The following is an 18526-nucleotide window of genomic DNA, read 5'->3' as shown; positions in this document are numbered from 1 at the left end:
ACTATTGCAAAAAAAAAAGATTTAGAGTAGCAAAAAGGGTTGACAATAACTTATTGCAGGGGGGCTTTAAGTCAATGCAGGGTTGCATTAACCTGTTGCAGGGGTGATTTGATTTATTGCAGGGGTGATTTAAAGCAAAGCGGAGGCACAATAACCCAATGCAGGGGTGCATGAAGTCTTTGCAGAGGTGATTTAAGGCAATGCACAGGTACATTCACCCAATGCAGGGGTGCAATAAGCCTATGCAGAGGTGATTTAAAGTATTGCAGGGATACTTAGTAGCATTGCGGAGGCACAATAACCCAATGCAGAGGCGCAATAAGATTTTGCAGACCCTAAAATTTGCGTGCACCAAACTATCACCAAGAATGTAAAGGGCAGTTCTGAATCGCCAAATTGCAGGGTGTGATTATTCAAAAGGCTCACAGGAATTATGATTACACAAGTTGGGAGACTGACTTTTAAAAAAGATAAGGTATGACTGATGAATATCAGGTTCAAAATAAAGCCGTTTTTTTGTCCTTAATTTAGAGGTCAAGTTGCTTTATTGAGGCAAAAGTTCTATCTTTGCGGCAAATTTTAAAAAAGATTATAATCAGAACCAATAAACATGGCTAAAGCAGGTAAAATTAAGCAAATTGTAGGTGCGGTCATAGATGTATCGTTTCCAAGCGGTCATTTGCCGGAGATTTTGAGTGCCTTAGAGGTAATCCGGGAAGATGGAACGAAGTTAGTATTAGAATGTCAGCAGCATTTAGGAGAAGACAGCGTTCGTACCATTGCGATGGATTCTACCGACGGTTTGATGCGGGGTTTGGAAGTAGTAGATACCGGCCAGACCATCCGAATGCCGGTAGGCAATAATATCAGAGGTCGTCTTTTCAATGTAATCGGCAATACAATTGACGGAATTGGAGCGCTCAAATCTGAGAAGCATTACCCCATTCACCGTCAGCCGCCCGCCTACGAAGACCTTTCAACCGAAGCTGAACCACTTTTTACGGGTATCAAGGTAATTGACCTGTTAGAGCCTTACCTGCGGGGAGGAAAAATCGGGTTGTTCGGTGGTGCCGGGGTAGGTAAAACGGTATTAATCATGGAGTTGATTAACAACATCGCATTAGGTTATTCCGGATTGTCTGTGTTTGCAGGTGTTGGTGAGCGTACCCGCGAAGGAAATGACCTGCTTCGCGAAATGGTCGAAGCAAATGTGGTAAAATATGGTAAAGACTTTATTCACAACCTTGAAGAAACCGGCGCATGGGATTTAAGCAAAGTTGACAACCAACTGCTCGAAGAATCCTTTATCACCATGGTTTTCGGACAAATGAACGAACCTCCCGGAGCGCGTGCCCGTGTGGCCTTGTCCGGGTTGACCGTTGCCGAATATTTCCGCGACGGAGACGAGGGCGACAGCAGCGGACGCGACATCCTTTTCTTTATTGACAATATCTTCCGCTTTACACAGGCAGGTTCCGAAGTTTCTGCACTTCTTGGACGTATGCCCTCGGCAGTAGGTTATCAGCCTACTTTGGCTACAGAAATGGGGTTGATGCAGGAGCGTATCACCTCCACCAAACGCGGTTCAATCACCTCAGTTCAGGCTGTATATGTACCTGCTGATGACTTGACCGACCCCGCACCGGCTACTACCTTTGCACACCTTGACGCTACTACGGTATTGAGCCGTAAATTAGCCGCTCTTGGTATTTATCCCGCCGTTGACCCGTTAGAGTCAACTTCACGAATTCTGACCCCCAACATTGTCGGTGAAGAACATTATCAGACTGCTCAAAGGGTAAAAGCCATTTTGCAACGCTACAAAGAACTTCAGGATATCATTGCCATCTTAGGTATGGATGAATTGAGCGAAGATGATAAATTGGTCGTACTTCGTGCCCGTCGCGTTCAGCGTTTTCTCTCTCAGCCATTCCACGTAGCCGAACAGTTTACCGGATTAAAGGGAGTGTTTGTGCCGATTGAAGAAACGATCCGCGGATTTAACATGATCATGGATGGTGAGTTAGACCAATATCCCGAAGCAGCCTTCAACTTAGTCGGTACTATTGATGATGCCATTGAAAAAGGCAAGAAATTACTTGCTGAGGCAGAAAACAATTAATCCCCTACCCGATTTTTAAAAAGATTTAACCGGCTCAAAACATGAACCTCGAATTAATAACCCCCGACCAAAAGGTATTTTCAGGCCAAGCCGACCGCGTTCAGCTTCCCGGTATTGATGGCATGTTTGAAGTGCTTGACCGGCATGCCCCCCTGATTTCAGCCCTAAAAAGCGGACGCATTAAAATTACAACCGGTAAAACCGTGAAACTCATTGACATCAGCAGCGGATTTGCCGAAGTGTTGAATAACAATGTCATTGTTTTGGCCGAATCCGCCACTGAACTATAATTTCAGCGCATATTTCGCGCGATATAATAACGGAAACCCCCGATTTGACTGCCCTTGGCAACATCGGGGGTTTTTCTGTTTCTATTAAAACAAACACGTTCTATTTTTTCTGGCAGCATTTTAAGAATTACCTATCTTTGCGCACTTAAAAAAATCCTTTATGCTGGAACTGACCGCGATACGAACCAACCCGGATGAGATTAAAAAACGACTTTCGGTAAAAAATTTCGCCCATCTGAATTTGATTGATACCGTTGTTGCTTTAGACGAAAAGCGCAAAACCATCCAACATGCTTTAGATGCCGCTTTAGGTCAAATCAATTCTTTATCAAAAGAAGTGGGAGACGCATTTAAATCCGGCAGGAAAGAAGAAGCCGAACAACTTAAAGCACAATCCACAGCCATCAAAGAAACAGTCAATCAATTAGAGCAGGAAGCCAAACAAAACGAAATTGATTTGCACGAAGCTTTGGTTCAACTCCCCAATTTGCCACACCAATCAGTGCCTGTTGGCAAAACGCCCGAAGACAACGAAGTGGTATATTCGCATGGCAACCTGCCCGATTTGCCTGAACATGCAGTTCCTCATTGGGATCTCGCCCATAAATACCGGCTCATAGATTTTGAACTCGGTGTAAAAATAACCGGTGCGGGATTTCCGGTCTATATTGGAAAGGGCGCTCAACTGCAACGGGCGCTGATCAATTTTTTCTTAAAGGAAGCCACTGCGGCCGGGTATCTGGAAATGCAGGTACCGCATGTGGTCAACGAAGACAGCGCTTATGCAACAGGACAACTGCCCGATAAAGAAGGGCAAATGTACCATGTCGGGGCAGACGGGTTTTACCTCATCCCCACTGCTGAAGTACCCCTGACCAATATTTTCAGAGACGAGATTATCAAAGAAGAAGACCTGCCGGTTAAGGTTTGCGGCTATACGCCCTGCTTCCGGCGCGAAGCCGGTTCTTATGGAAAAGACGTGCGCGGACTGAACCGCCTGCATCAGTTCGATAAAGTCGAAATCGTACAGATTCAACACCCGGACAAATCTTATGATACTTTGGAGACAATGGTGCAACATGTTTCAGGCTTGTTAAAACAACTGCAACTGCCCTTCAGAATTTTGCGGTTATGTGGAGGGGATATGTCGTTTGCCTCTGCGCTGACCTATGATTTTGAGGTGTATTCAGCCGCACAAAAACGATGGCTTGAAGTCAGTTCTGTATCTAACTTTGAAACTTTTCAGACAAACCGGTTAAAACTGCGATTTAAGGACAGTGAGACTAAAAAAAACAAACTGCTCCACAGTTTAAACGGCAGTGCACTTGCCTTGCCCCGTATTGTTGCAGCCCTGTTAGAAAACAACCAAACCCAAACCGGAATCGCCATTCCCGAAGTGCTTCGGGCTTATACCGGGTTTGACAAGATTGGAGATTAAAAAATTAGCAACTGCCTTTAAAAGACAAACAGAACATCCTGATTTTTTACTGTTCAGGTGTCTGTACTGCAAATATCGTTTGTTGCAGGAATCCCTACCATTCAGCCGATTCGTCAATTCTAAATACCTCTGTCATCTCGTCCAACAACGGGTTCAGGTATTCTGTATGATAGCCATATCGCCCGCCAAATACAGGGGTAAGTGTTTTAATGTCGGGCATTTGCAGGGCTGTCTGACCAATAACTGCCTCAATAGAAACGAGCCATTGCGTTTGAAGCGCAGCTTCGCCTATGAAAACTCCTTCCTGTTCAAGAGTTTGCTCAAACGGGCCGGGTTCAAACATCCCTAAAGCATAAGGCATCAAAACATTGAGCGAACTTTGCAGGCGCGCTTTAGCTTCTTCAGTCGAGTTGCCCAACTGCCGCACCCAGGTATTTGCATGAAGTATATGGTATTTAAGCTCCCCTATAATCTTCCCGGCCAACTGAGCAAGGGGTTTATAGGAAGATTCGGCTAAAGCGCGGTAACGCAGCATTTCAGCGTGATCAAACAAAAAATGGCGAATCAGGCTGAAATCATACTCACCGCCGGGAAGTTCCGCCAAATGACTGCATTTAAACGCTGCTTCTTTCCGGGCAAACCCGATCATGTCCGGATTCGGTTCGCCTAATGATTCGTGCAATATCGTGTATAATGCCAGGGCATGTCCTATCTGATCTTGTGCAATTGACGAAAAAGAAATGTCCTCTTCTAAAGTCGGGGCAATACCGGTCCACTCTGAGTTGCGATGTCCCAGAATTAACGCATCATCACCCATTTTATAAATCAGTTCTTTAATAGCATCTGTATTCATGAGGATATTCGGGGTTTAAGTAAGTTAATCGTTATTATCTGTTTGATCCTGTTTCCGGCTTTTTTTGTAAGCGGTGATTTTATCACTTACTTTAAATCCTCCCGGGTTGCGATATTTTTTTTCATTGTTTTCAGCAAACATATCTGCATCCTCTGTATCAAGGGCAAAAACATCGCTGGTCTTAACCACCCATAAATTATGACATTGACCGCGGCGGGCAAATTGTTCTTTGGCAAAAATCAGTGCCATATCGTGATCGGCAGCATGAAGTGAACCAACATGGGTATGGTGCCCACCTCGTTTTGCCTGAACAAACACTTCGTAAGTTTCCCAATGCTGATGTTGAGAGATGGTTTCTGCGTTTGCAGTTTTTACCAAATCTAAGCGGTTAATTCGGGGGTCTAAAGATGACATGGTAATGAAAATGGTTGTTGATTTAGTAAAAAAGGCTCAGGTCTGATATTTTTACACAAGGCTGTTTAGTCTCAAATACGTTTCAGGGAATTTCAGAAAGCCTGAAATTTGTTTTTTGTCCCTAAGGGCAACTATACCTGAACCATACCGAATGGTGTTGTTATGCCAACGGCATTTTATACATTTCGTTGGTTTTAAACAATGCTTGTCTTACCCAACGCCCGCTTTCTTCAACCCATTTGCGCACATCGAGCCGTTCTTTGTTGCAGGGACCATGTCCGTTAATGACTCTGAAAAACTCCTCCCAATCAGGTTCGGTATATTCCCACCGTCCGGTTTCGGAGTTTTTCCGCAGGTTAGGGTCGGGTACGGTAATTCCGAGCTCCCATATTTTGGGGACATATTGCTCTAAAAATTCGTTCCTCATATTGTCGTTGGTATCCATTTTAACCTGCCAGCGCATCAGTTTCTCGGTATGAACCGAAACCTTGTCGGCCGGCCCGAAAAAGTGCATAATAGGTGGCCACCAACGGTTAACCGCATCCTGCAACATGGCGCGTTGGGTCGGAGTACCGGTTGCCAGATACACAAAACCTTCATAACCCTGTTTCAGATGGAAAGATTCTTCGGCACAAATTCGCTTCAAAGCACGGCAATAAGGTGCATAAGAGCCTTTAGAGTTGGCCAGTTGGTTGATGATAGCACCCGCATCAATCAAAAATCCAATCACCGTAACATCAGCCCACGTTTTAGCGGGGTAATTAAACACATTGGAATATTTGGATTTGCCGCTCATCAGGTCGTTCAGCATCTGTTCGCGCGGTTTGCCCAAAGTTTCGGCAGCAGCATACAGCAACTGTCCATGCCCTATTTCGTCCTGTACTTTTGCAATTAACGCCATTTTGCGCTTAAATCCGGGAGCGCGGGTAATCCAGGTGCCTTCCGGCAAGGCTCCAATAATTTCGGAATGAGCATGTTGCTCAATCATTCGAATCAGTTGGCGACGATACTCAAAGGGCATCCAATCGCTCGGCTCTATTTTTTCACCGCTGTCAATCTTGGCCTCAAATTGCGCCAATTTTTCAGGGTCTTCCACAATGTTAGCCTGATCTTTCTTTTCAGGGTCATAAATATATCCTCCTCCGTACATAATAAACGTATTTTGAGGTGATGAAATTGATTAGGGTATTTGTTTTAACTGTTGTTTGATGAAACTTAGTGTTTCTTTGCCGATTGTTTGAGCAAAGGTACTGATTTCTTCGGTACTGATGTTTTGGTCGTAGTATCGGGTAAAGTAGGGTTGTAGTCCACCATATTGAATACTGCCGATTTCTCTGCTCAATCCAAAATAAATGTCGTACTGCATTGCTCCCAAACGCACAAAAAATTGGGCATTGATGTTGAATGGTTGATAGTCTTTTTTGTTAAAGCCTTGATAAAAAACTCCAAAAGAGAGACATTCTTCATCGTCTTTATTTGTGACGAGCTTCCATTGCAGCCAATTCTGACAGCCATCTGCAAGAATTCGTGCTTTTTCATCCTTAAATTGCCACTTTCCATCTTTAAGCGGTTTATAAAAATTGACTGTAACTGCTTGGTTTTGAATTGAGTCATTATCTATTGCGTAGTGGAAAGTAGTTACAAAAGTGTCTGAAAGTTGGTTTAGCTTTTCAAAACAAGCTGTAACTAAAGGAGCAAGTGTTTTTTCATAGACCATTACCTGTATTGCAAGGGTGCGAGTGGGTTTCACGGATTCCAATCCATCCATTTCTTTTTTAAAAAGTGCTACATCCTTTTCAAAATCATCAGGTTCTTCAATACTTTCGCCTTTAGCGGCTTTAATATAAATTTGTAAGGAGTGAATTAGTTGTTCTTTTAAGAGCACAATTAAAGGCGATAAATCTCCTGCATCGGCTTGGCTGAGTGCAAAGTAGTATTGATTTCTGGAGGCTTTGTCTTGTTTAATCACTATGGGTGGATAGTGATGTTGCATCAGAATTAAATTCATCAACAGTCTCGCCATTCGGCCGTTTCCGTCATCGAAGGGGTGAATTGCGGTAAACTCGTGATGAAACTTTGCCGCTATGACAATTGGATGCAACGTTTGTTTTTCGTTTTCTGCACGATACCAACTGATTAAACTAAACATTCGGGGAGCTACTTCATCAGGAGCGGCGTAGTAATGAATTTCACCGGTTGTAGTGCGCACATGGTTGGGTTGCTTTTTATACTCTCCGATGGTGATGGTTTTTAGAGTTTTTTGTCCATTATGGGTTTCCGCCTCCGATTGATAGGGTTCGACTAAGACCATGCAATGCAAGTTTCTAATATCGGTTTCAGTCAGGGTTTCTTTATTCCTGACAAACTGCATGAGCCATTCAATGGCTTGGTTATGTCCCTTAATATCCAAATGGTCTTTTAGCGGTTTGCCTTTTGCGGTGAGTCCGTATCGCAGGAAAGTTAAGGTTTCGCCATAAGTCAGCGTGTTTCCCTCTATTGCGTTGGAGTGGTAATTCCAATCTAAGCGCAACTTTTGCATGACCCGTGCTTCGGCATCGGGTGAAAAAGGGCGCAATGACTCTATTACGGCTTGAATCTTTGCTATCTCATCAAATTGTACTTGTATATTATCATCTAATTGCATTGTGATCCATGTTTTACCTGTTCAGTCCTTCCAATATTAGGTAGCTGAACTGTGCGGCCAAAGTTTCGGGGGTCAGTTCCCCATCGGGTTTGTACCAGTCGTAAATCCAGTTCAGGGCAGATAGGATGGAGAGGCTGTATAATTTTGCATCTACCGGTTTAAAAACACCTGTTGCGATGCCTTGTTCAATGAGCTGTTGAAACTCAAGGCGGTAGTACTTCCGTTTGGCTTTAAATTCCGAAAGGTAGGGTTCGGTCAAAAACCGCCACTCGTGCAGAAAAACCGCCGATCCGTCTAAGTTATTGGTCACTACTTTAACGTGTTCCTGAATGGCGAAGGTCAAGCGCAAATCAGCGCTTGCTGTTGAGTGGGTTACTTTGTTGATGGCAGTAAAAAACTCTTCGGCGCTATCATAACATATCTCCTTCAGCAGTTCTTCCTTCGATTTAATATGGTTGTATAAACTGGCTGCTTCAATTCCCACCGCAGCCGCCAAATCGCGCATAGAGGTAGCAGCATACCCCTTTTCTCTGAACATAGCCTGAGCAATCTCTCTGATTTGGTCTTTCCGACTCACCCGTTTTGAATTTTCACACAAAACTAACGATTGTTAGTGAAATAAAATAAAGTTTTACTAAAAAATTAGCTGTCTTTGCAGATTAAACCGGCAAAAATCCTTTTTGATGATTTAAAGGGGGCTTTAGTAGCTGCTAAATTGAGTATTTTTAACAAGTTTGATAGAATATTGATACAACTATTGAGCAGGAGTGCTTAAATTAACCCCGAATAAATTTGCTATTCCATCACTTTGCAAACCATGTACCTATGAAAAAGCCAACTGCACCTCGTACCCCTTTGCTGCGCATGATTCAAAAAGCGTTTAGCATTGCTATCAAATCTAATAAAGAACCGGACTTAAGCGTTTCCGAAATAGTAGAAAAAGAGCGGGAACATGCCATCACCCGCCGCAGGTTTTTAAGTACCACCGCAAAAGGTGCATTGGTTACCAGCGTTTTAGGATTGTCGTCTCTTCAAAGTACTTGTAAGAAAGATAAACAGCCTGCACGAATCGTCATTGTTGGAGCAGGTATGGCCGGGTTGCGGGCAGCCAACAGGTTTGTAAAAGCAGGGCATGTTGTTGAAATTTACGAGGCTTCCGACAGAACCGGTGGTCGAATGTTTTCGGCTAAAAATATTATGGGAAACGGGCTAACAACCGAATTGGGTGGTGAATTTATTGACACCAACCACGATGATATGCTTGAGTTAGCAAAAGAACACGATCTGACCTTGCTCGATATGCAGTTGGATAACCAACTGACCAAGGATGCTTTCTTCTTCAATGGTATTCACTATACGGTAACTCAGGTAATTGAGGCGTTCAAAGATATTGCTGTTCCGATGCAAAAAGACATTGATGCTCTGTACGCTGATTTTGACAAGGCTGCCGCAACACTCGATTATATTTCGATTGAGGAGTATTTAGATAAAATCGGAGCAAAAGGTTGGCTAAAATCCCTGTTGGTAGAGGCCTATGTAACCGAGTTCGGTCTGAATGCCGATGTTCAGTCATGTGTTAGCCTGCTCTATCTTATTTCTACCGATACTTCAAAAGGGCATTTTAATATTTTTGGTGAAAGTGATGAGCGGTTCAAAATTTTAGGAGGCAACCAAACTTTGGTTGACATTTTGGCCCAAAAAGTAAGCGGTGCCATTCAGGTAGGACATAAATTAGAAGCCGTCTATAAAACCGGGAATACCTACAAACTTAATTTTCAAAAAGGCGGTATCTCGACTAAAGAAGTTACTGCCGATTTTGTTTTAATGACTCTTCCATTTACCATGCTTCGTGAAGTAAAATTGGATGCAAGCCTCAATTTCCCTGCAGAAAAAACAAGGGCCATCAACGAGTTGGGGTATGGGGCAAATGCCAAACTGATGATGGGCTTTAACGGCCGCCCCTGGCGGGACAACGGCTATACCGGCTACCTGTTTACCGACAACGGCATTCAAACCGGTTGGGACAATAGTCAGCTTCAGCAATCAACCGATGGATCGGGCGGATATACTACCTATTCGGGCGGAACAAATGCATGGGAAGTCGGCAAAGGCACACCCGAAGAACAAGCGGCTATTTATCTGCCTAAATTAGAGCAGATTTTCCCGGGCGCACAAAAAATGCACAATGGCAAGGTAAAACGTTTTCATTGGCCAACATATCCATATACCAAAGGCAGTTACGCCTGCTATACAGTCGGACAATGGGTAAATATTGCCGGACAAGAGTTTCCACCGGTCGGCAACTTCTATTTTGCAGGAGAACATTGCAGTGAAGATTTTCAAGGTTATATGAATGGTTCTGCTGAAACCGGCCGGATCGCAGCGGATGAAATCATGACGAAACTGAAATAACCTGTTCTGTAAACCTGTCGTTACTGTTCAAGCAGTTCCCGTGCATTGGCCATTGCCATTTGGCCGGGTTGGTCGCCGCTGAGCATTTTGGCAATTTCTAAAACACGCTCTTCGGGTTTCAATAATTTGATTCCTGTATAGGTACGGTCGTTTTCCGTTTGTTTATAGACAAAATAATGGGCATTTCCCTTGCTCGCAATTTGTGGCAGGTGCGTGATGCAAATTACCTGATGACCCTTGGCGAGTTTTTGCATCACCTTGCCGACTTTTAGTGCCACCTCGCCAGAAATACCGGAATCTATTTCATCAAAAATAAGGGTAGGCAGGGCGGTGTTATCGGCCATAAGCGACTGGATACACAACATTAACCGCGACAATTCACCTCCCGAAGCTACTTTTCTCAGTTCTGAAGGAGGCAACCCTTTGTTGGCTGCAAACAGCACTTCCACATTATCAGTACCATTTAAGGTTAACCCTGTCTGACTATGCTTCATTTTCACCAATGCGTTTGGCATCCCCACTTCGGCAAGCAAACTGTTGATTTGTTGCTCAAACACCGGGAGCTGTTGTTTGCGTTGTTGCGAAATCTGCCCCGACAGATGTAAAAGTTGAGCATGTTCTTTCGCTATTTCGGATTTCAGGGTTTTTATTTCTTCATCCGACTGTTCGACCGTCCTGACCTGCCGGGATAGTTCTTCCTGTAATTCGATTAACTCGGCGATAGTATTGAGCCGGTGTTTTTTCTGAAGTTTGTAAATCACATTGAGCCGGTCATTTATCTCTGCCGCTCTTTCGGGGTCCATCACAATATCCCCTTCCAAAATCCCGAGTTCATTGCAAATATCCTGAAGTTCTATGCTTACACTCTCCATCCGTTCAAGCAATGTTTCAACTGAAGATGTAAAACGGGCGACCTCGGCGAGGAATGATTTTACTGAACGCAGTTGCTGCATGACTGATAACTCTTGTTCGTCAAGGGCAAACAAACTTTGAAGTAAGGCTTGACGGATGGATTCAGCGTGATTGAGCCGGCTGAGTTCTTTTTCCAACGCCTCTTGTTCGTTCAGGTTGTGCAATTTTGCATCTTCAAGTTCATTCAACTGAAACAGGGTAAAGTCCAGATCTTTTTGAAAGCGCTCATACTCACTTTCCAACTTTTGCAGGCTATTTAGGTTACTGCGATAGTTTTTAAACAATCCGGCATACTGGCTTAGCAACGTTGTATGATTGGCCAGGGTGTCTATAATGTGAAGATGATAACCGGTATCGTAAAGTTGCAGGGTTTGATGTTGTGCATGAAGGCTCACCAATTGTTCGCACAAAGACTGCAGAATGTCTAAGGTAACCGGCATGTCATTTACAAAAGCTCTTGATTTACCCGAAGGCAAAATCTCGCGTCGAATTATGGTTTCGTCTTCATAGTCCAACTCGTTTTCTTCAAAAAAAGCCTGTAACCTGTATGGCCCAATCAGGAAAGAGCCTTCTACGATACATTTTTCTTTGTTGTTGTTAATAGCTGCTGTGTTAACCCTTTGTCCTAAAATGAGGGATAATGCTCCTAAAATGATAGACTTTCCGGCACCTGTTTCACCGGTAATGATATTCAGGTTATCAGTCAGCGATAGTTCCAGCTCGTCAATCAGCGCATAGTTTTTAACATACAGTTTTTGAAGCATGATAATGATTAGCCCTGAAAATAGTATTCGTGTAAAAAATTTAGCAAAGATGCAAAAAATAGGGTTAACACCCCTTAATCATACAGAATATTTGTCGCCTTTAACATCAAAGGGGTTTGTCAATTGGGAAAACTTATACTTGTTCCGATCAGATGATGGTGTTCCGCAAAAAAAACGTGTATCTTGGTTTGATTTTTTATAATCGTTTTAAACCTTCAACACAAAGGCTATATGAGCCATGAACAATCATTTTTCGAACAAGTCTATGAGGTCGTAAAAGTCATTCCCTATGGAAGGATTACCACTTATGGAGCAATAGCACGATGTTTGGGGGCAGGCGGATCTTCGCGAATGGTGGGATGGGCAATGAACAATTCACACACACTTTCAACACCTATTCCGGCACATAGGGTGGTGAACAGAAAAGGTGTTTTGACCGGAAAACTTCACTTTGGTAGTCCCGATGCCATGCAACAGCTACTGGAAAGCGAAGGAATTATGGTAAAAGATGACTGTGTGCAAGATTTTGACCGTTTTTTTTGGGATCCCGCAAAAGAACTGCATCTATAAACATTGAAATGTTCTTAGCTTTACCTTCATATAACGCTTTACAATTGTAAAAACCTTACAAGTCAGAATTAAAGTTGCTACTGACCTTTTTTCAGAAATTATTGAAACACCTTCTAAACATATAGTTGCGATATGAAACAAAAGCTACTCCAGCCTGCTGCCTTTATATTGTATTTACACTTTACCACATCCTTGTTGTTTGCTGCCGATATCACATGGCAAGGGAATGTCAGCAATAACTGGGACACTCCGGGCAACTGGATAGGGGGAGTTGTGCCCGGAGCTTCAGACCGTGCTTTTATACCTGTTGTTTCGGGATCTCAGTCCTATCCGGTCATCAGCAGTGCAGCAGCAACAGTCCGTTATATAGAAATTCTAAACAACGCGCAACTTACAGTTGCTGCCGGAGGAAGCATCACCATTAATGGAACCGGATGTGGCGGAGGGTCTTGCTATGGCTTATATATTCGCAACAACTCCACTTTTACTGTGGCAATCGGTGGGGCATTCATCGTGCAAAACACCGGAAGCTACGGGATTTACAGCAACAAAGGTCATTTTGTCAATAATGGATCTGTAACTGTCAGCACTACCACCGACCGGGGTATTTTTACCACTACCAACGGAGGAACGAATACCTATAATCCGTCTTTTACCAATACCGGCATCTTGTCTCTATCTAATATCAACAGTACCGGCATCTATAACCATGTGGAAAGCGATACCCTGTTGTTCAACAATTCGGGCAGTATCAACCTCACCAATATCAACGCATCGGCTATGTACAACTACACCTACCGGAGTAATAGCCGAATGGTTTTGACCAATAACGGCAATATCAATATTTATTTATGTGCCAACAGAGGGATAGTCAATGAATGTCGCCCTGATGTGAATTCCGTTACCTCTTACTTCGTTTTTGACAATTACGGCAATATCACGGTGGACAGTACCGGTCAGCATGGCATTTACAATTACAACAACAAGGGCACATTTTACCTCTACAACCGGACAGGTGCTACTATAACCGTTAAAAAAACGGGAAACAATGCCAACCTGTATCAGCGCGGGCTTTACAACCACAACCGTCAGGACGACCTGAGTTATAACCCCTATTTTGAAGCTCATAACTGGGGAACTATTACCATCCGGCAGACCAATTCTCAGGGGCTTCGCAACGAGAGCATGAAGCATGAGCTTAACTTTACCAATCACCATATCATAAGAACCTCACGCACAGTTGATGGCGGAGTAACCAACTACTGCAACAACACTTTTTCCAAAATCAACTTTTTCAATGTCGGCAGCATCTATATAGATACCGTTGCCGTTTACGGGCTTTACAATACGGTAGCGCTCAACCAAACAGCCGATACCACTGCCATCCTCAATTTCATCAATGACGGGTTAATCCGTATTGACAGCACCACCTCTTATGGGGCATACAACAATACCGATAACGGGCAACTTTCGTTTATCAACAACGGCAATTTTGTGGTCAGACGTGCCGGAAACAGAGGCATATTCAACCGTCAAAACAAAAGCTCCGGTAATTATGCCTGTGCCTTTCAGTTCAGCAATTTTGGCACTATTGACATTGACTATGCTCAACAGCAGGGTTTTTACAGCTATAGCAACCGTCATTATATGGAGTGCAATAATTTTAACCATCTGCTTATCAACCACGTCAATCAAAGCGATGGGTTCCGATTAACCGCTGAAAACGGGGGACAGGTTTCATTTACCAACTATGGAGATGTTAATATCGCCAATATCAACCGGCAGGGCATTTATGTCAGCACCCTCACCGGAGGTTCGGTTACTTTCAATAATCAAACCCCTCTGAACATTTCAAATTGCATGATTAACGGTATTTATCTTTACGGGCTGAACGGAACCATCAATTTCACCAACAGCAGTGCCATCAATATCAGCAATATCACGGCAGACGGCATCTATAACGAGTGTATTTCCAACAGCGCCTCCTATCCCGCAATACTTAACTTTACCCATTCAAATACCGGAACCCTGAACATTTCAAATTGCAGCGATGAGGGTTGGTATGTGTATAGTCAAAACGGAACACATACTATTAACCTTTCCGGCCCGGTCAGTATTTCGAATGTAACAGATAACGGAATGTATCAAAATGCCACCACCAATGGCATTTTAACCATGAATGTCAACAATACAATAGACCTGAATAACTGCGGCACCCGCGGTATTTATAACCTGACCGACAACGGAGCCGTCATCACTTTTAACAACAATGCCCTGATTGATATTGAAAATACCGGAACTGCTGGGCTATACAACTTCAGCCGGGACGGAACCATCAACTTTAACAACTATCAGGTCATCAACCAAACCAACTCAACCGGTGAAGCGGGTTTTTACAACCTCAACCGTCAGGAAGAAGCACCTTATCCTACTACCCTGAATTTTAACAACACCGGGCAAATCAATATTAACGGAACGCTCAACCACGGATTGATTTTTAACAACGCCAACGGAACCATCAACGCCCAAAGTGCCGGCAGTATCAATATTGCCAACACCACACAGCAAGGTTTGTATTGCTATAACCGTGCAACTATCGAAGCCTTTCCCGTACTGCTCAATTTTACCAATACAGGATTTATACGTGTGGAAAATTCTAATGAACGGGGAATTTATAACTACACCTACCGGGGGCAACCGCTTACTTTTACCAATAACGGTACAATTGACATCAGCAAAACCAGATTCAGGGGAATCAATAATTTTGCTGAAAACAACAACGCTGTGCTGAACTTTGTCAATAACGGCAGCATCGCCGTTGATACCATCCGCGAAGAAGGGATTTACAATCAGGTTACCCAAACGAGTCCTTCATTATTGGCTCAACTCCATTTTACCAACAACGGTCAAATCAGCATTGACAGCACCAAACTCGACGGGTTGCAAAACTACGGCAACCGGGGCAATCTGACTTTTACCAACAGCAACACCGCTTCGCTGACCATTTCACGAACAAACGAGTATGGAATCCTCAACCAAAACCGCGAAGATCAGGCAGGGTATTCCACCGTAATGAATTTTGTCAATCAGGGGAATATTCACCTGAGCCAAACCCTTTTTGCTGCATTCTACAACTATAACGAGCGTGGAAATGCCCTGAATGTAAACAATAACGGGGTTATCAATATCCTTCAAAGTCAGCAATACGGACTGTATAACCGAAGCTATAACAGCACCCCTACTCCGCCTGATTACAGCTACGAAATCACCAATCTGAACTTTACCAACAACGGAACAATCAATATTGACGGTACAAATTTTGCCGGACTTTACAACTATGCAGATGCCGGAGACAACGTCAATTTTACCAATCTCGGCACCCTTAATATTCTCAACTCTATCGAACAAGGTATTTACAACCGGAGCCGTAAATCGGGCAGTTTTACCCCCGTCGCCACTTTCCGCAACAACGGTGGCATTGTCAATATTTCACAAACGGGGTTGTCATCTGTTTATAATTATGCCAACAACGACTCTTTGTTTTTTTTCAACAATGCTCCGCTTAATTTGCAATCCTCTGCAGCCTACGGAATTTACAATTTTGTAGAAAACAACACCAGTGTTATTCATTTCAACAATCAGACAAACGGAAACATCCATGTTCAAAATACCGCTTTAAGCGGCATCTATAACTTTACCACCCGGAGCGCTTCCACACAAAACAATGCTTTCCAGTTTATCAACAGCGGTCAACTGACAATCAGTAATATAAGCGGCCGGGGTATTCACAACTACGACTACCGCTGCAACAACTTTGCCTTTACCAACACAGCAAGCGGCAATATCCACCTGCATACACTTGGACAGGATGCGGTTTATAACGAAACGATGACTAACAGTTCTACATACCCCATGTCGCAATTGGTGTTTAACAATCAGGGAAGTTTGCTCATTGAAAACCTGACCGAAAACGCACAGGCACTATTTAACAACAACACGAACAGTCTGTTCCAGTTTACCAACAGCGGATTAATTGAAGTGTTGCAAGTTCCCAAAAACGGAATTTTGAACCAATCTATTTACACCTCAGCCGCCAGCTATTCGGCTACTGCTTTTGCTTTTACCAACCCGGGAAATATCCGCATTGAACAAACGGGCGAAGAAGGACTTCGAAACACCAATTATGGCGGTACTTTTAATTTTGGTACTACCGGAAATATTAAAGTCTTTAATACGCAGCGGGAAGGTATAGAAAATGCCGGATATGCCGATATTTTTGTGTTTACCAACAACGGAGCCATACAACTCCGGCAAAATACTTTTGACTCTTTTTACAATACCAATGGCAGTGCTACCCCACTGCAATGCACCAATCAGACCTGTGGATTCATCAGTACGGATGGAAGGTTTAAAAACAATGCCACCTGTGTTTTTACCAATAACGGTTTGATTGAAACCACATTTGGGTTTAATCATAGCAATCAGGGTAGTTTTATCAATAACGGACTTATCGAAGCCTCTTCCGGTTTCAATGCAACTCCCACTGCACTTCAAAACAACGCTCTCATTTTGCCCTACCTCGTGTTGCAGCCCCTTAGTATATGCAACTACCAACCGGTTAGTCCGGCACTCAACAATCCGGGCAATGTTTATACTATTTCGGGGTGGTTTACCTCTCCTGCGGCCACACAAAGTGCCGGAAATTTTAACGCCGCTACCAACACCTTTACCCCGGCAGCCAACCTGCCTTTCGGACAACAAACCCTCTATGTTCAGATGTCGGACAATATTACCGGATGCAACCGCCTGCGACCGATAGAAATTGACCTGATGGAATGGCCGGCAGTGAATAACCCGCTTTCGGCCGAAATCTGCTCGCACGACCTACCCGTTGAGCTGAGTGTTCTAAACGAAGGCATCAATTATGAATACAACTGGTTCAATCAGCCCTCCGGAGGCATACCGGTATATACCGGAACTGAATTTACCCCGGAGGTGGCTACCAATTTCCCAAATATCTACACTTTTTATGTCGAGGCCACTCATCTTGCAGGAGGATGCACCAATCCCGTCCGCACTCCTGTTTCGCTGACAGTTTTAGAAAGACCTGCCATTGCTGTGGCTGTTGCCGACACCATCAGCATTGACGAAGGGCAACCCATTCCGGAACTTGCAGTTCAAAATGCAGGGCCGGACATTGAATATATTTGGTATGCACAACCTGTTGATGGCACTCCGCTTGCTACCGGTCTTTCTTATACCCCCAACCCGGGTGCAGCTTTTGGCACTTTTACCTATTATGTAGAAACCTTTAGCAACCTGACCGGATGTCCTTCAAGAAGCCGAACCCCAATAACTCTCATCATTATTGATTTGCCTTACACGTTGTTCAGAGCAAAAGTAAGACTTCAAGGCCCTTACAATGCCATTACCGGCCTCATGGACACTCATCTGAAAAACGGAAACTTAGTTCCACCTTTCCAACCTTTTTATACCCTGCCCTGGGAATATCCCGGGTCTATTGAGGATGTTACTTTTCCCGAAAACGTGCCCCCTGATGCAGTGGATTGGGTGATGGTCGAAGCCCGAAGTGCCGCCAATATGAACCTGATCATTGAACAAAGGGCTGTTTTTCTTCGAAACGATGGAATATTGACCGATATTTACGGAACAGAAGGGGTTCAGTTTTTCTACCTAAACCCGAATACCGCTTATTATTTCATTGTCCGAAGCCGCAATCATTTAGACGTAATGAGCAGCTCACCTATTAATGTGCCCAATTATACGGCTTATGACTTTACGCAGCCCTCAAATGTTATGGGAGGTATCGGACAGTTAGCCGTTTTGGACGGCGGGCTGTTTGCGCTTGCCTCCGGCGATATCAACGCAGACGGGGTTATTTCGGTTGCCGATTTTAACCGTTATCAGCAACAATCCGGTATGATCAACCAATATATCGAAGCAGACTTGAATATGGATAAAAATGTAACCATTACCGACTTTAACTACCTGCAACCTAATATCAGTAAAATTGGCATCCCCCAAGTCAGGTATTAGTGTCTTTCTTGGGTTATTCAAATTGTTTTGTTTCTTAGCGAAATATATCA

The 18526-nt window shown here is 43.7% G+C and carries 12 protein-coding genes; 6 read left to right on the top strand and 6 right to left on the bottom strand.

Annotation, left to right across the window (positions count from 1 at the left end; translation table 11 throughout):
- Window positions 1-610: 610 nt before the first annotated feature.
- The 3 genes from IPM47_06620 (at window position 611) to serS (ending at window position 3850) form a co-directional block, all read left to right on the top strand.
- The gene (locus IPM47_06620) at window positions 611-2122 is read left to right on the top strand and encodes a F0F1 ATP synthase subunit beta (protein ID QQS30601.1); all 1512 of its coding nucleotides are present in this window, start codon (window positions 611-613) and stop codon (window positions 2120-2122) included.
- Window positions 2123-2163: 41 nt separating this feature from the next.
- Window positions 2164-2412, top strand: coding sequence for an ATP synthase F1 subunit epsilon (atpC, locus tag IPM47_06615; protein ID QQS30600.1), 249 nt, complete (start codon window positions 2164-2166; stop codon window positions 2410-2412).
- A 160-nt stretch (window positions 2413-2572) separates the two neighbouring features.
- Window positions 2573-3850 carry a serine--tRNA ligase gene (gene serS / locus IPM47_06610; protein QQS30599.1) on the top strand — a complete coding sequence of 426 codons (1278 nt, stop codon included), beginning with the start codon at window positions 2573-2575 and terminating at the stop codon, window positions 3848-3850.
- Between the two features lie 94 nt (window positions 3851-3944).
- Here the strand turns inward: serS and paaC are convergent, their stop codons facing one another.
- The 5 genes from paaC to IPM47_06585 all read right to left on the bottom strand — a co-directional run bounded on the left by paaC (window position 3945) and on the right by IPM47_06585 (window position 8338).
- Complete coding sequence (gene paaC, locus IPM47_06605; GenBank protein QQS30598.1) at window positions 3945-4703, bottom strand: phenylacetate-CoA oxygenase subunit PaaC; 759 nt, start codon at window positions 4701-4703, stop codon at window positions 3945-3947.
- A gap of 24 nt (window positions 4704-4727) precedes the next feature.
- Window positions 4728-5117, bottom strand: a complete 390-nt coding sequence (gene paaH / locus IPM47_06600; GenBank protein QQS30597.1) for a 1,2-phenylacetyl-CoA epoxidase subunit B — start codon at window positions 5115-5117, stop codon at window positions 4728-4730.
- A 160-nt stretch (window positions 5118-5277) separates the two neighbouring features.
- The gene (paaA, locus tag IPM47_06595; protein QQS30596.1) at window positions 5278-6267 is read right to left on the bottom strand and encodes a 1,2-phenylacetyl-CoA epoxidase subunit A; all 990 of its coding nucleotides are present in this window, start codon (window positions 6265-6267) and stop codon (window positions 5278-5280) included.
- A gap of 30 nt (window positions 6268-6297) precedes the next feature.
- Window positions 6298-7761 (bottom strand): Fic family protein, encoded by a 1464-nt coding sequence (locus IPM47_06590; protein QQS30595.1) that lies wholly within the window; start codon window positions 7759-7761, stop codon window positions 6298-6300.
- Window positions 7762-7774: 13 nt separating this feature from the next.
- Complete coding sequence (locus tag IPM47_06585; GenBank protein ID QQS30594.1) at window positions 7775-8338, bottom strand: TetR family transcriptional regulator; 564 nt, start codon at window positions 8336-8338, stop codon at window positions 7775-7777.
- A 248-nt stretch (window positions 8339-8586) separates the two neighbouring features.
- Between IPM47_06585 and IPM47_06580 the strand changes: the two genes are divergently transcribed.
- A complete protein-coding gene (locus IPM47_06580; GenBank protein ID QQS30593.1) occupies window positions 8587-10173 on the top strand; it encodes an FAD-dependent oxidoreductase in 1587 nt (528 codons plus the stop codon).
- Window positions 10174-10193: 20 nt separating this feature from the next.
- Here the strand turns inward: IPM47_06580 and recN are convergent, their stop codons facing one another.
- Window positions 10194-11849, bottom strand: a complete 1656-nt coding sequence (recN, locus tag IPM47_06575) for a DNA repair protein RecN (protein QQS30592.1) — start codon at window positions 11847-11849, stop codon at window positions 10194-10196.
- Between the two features lie 231 nt (window positions 11850-12080).
- Between recN and IPM47_06570 the strand changes: the two genes are divergently transcribed.
- Complete coding sequence (locus IPM47_06570) at window positions 12081-12419, top strand: MGMT family protein (GenBank protein QQS30591.1); 339 nt, start codon at window positions 12081-12083, stop codon at window positions 12417-12419.
- Between the two features lie 132 nt (window positions 12420-12551).
- Entirely contained in the window at window positions 12552-18476 is a 5925-nt protein-coding gene (locus IPM47_06565; GenBank protein QQS30590.1) for a hypothetical protein, read from the top strand.
- Window positions 18477-18526: the final 50 nt, after the last annotated feature.

This window comes from Sphingobacteriales bacterium, from assembly GCA_016700115.1.
Taxonomy (GTDB): Bacteria; Bacteroidota; Bacteroidia; order Chitinophagales; family UBA2359; genus UBA2359.
This window is presented reverse-complemented; position numbering and strand designations above follow the sequence as displayed.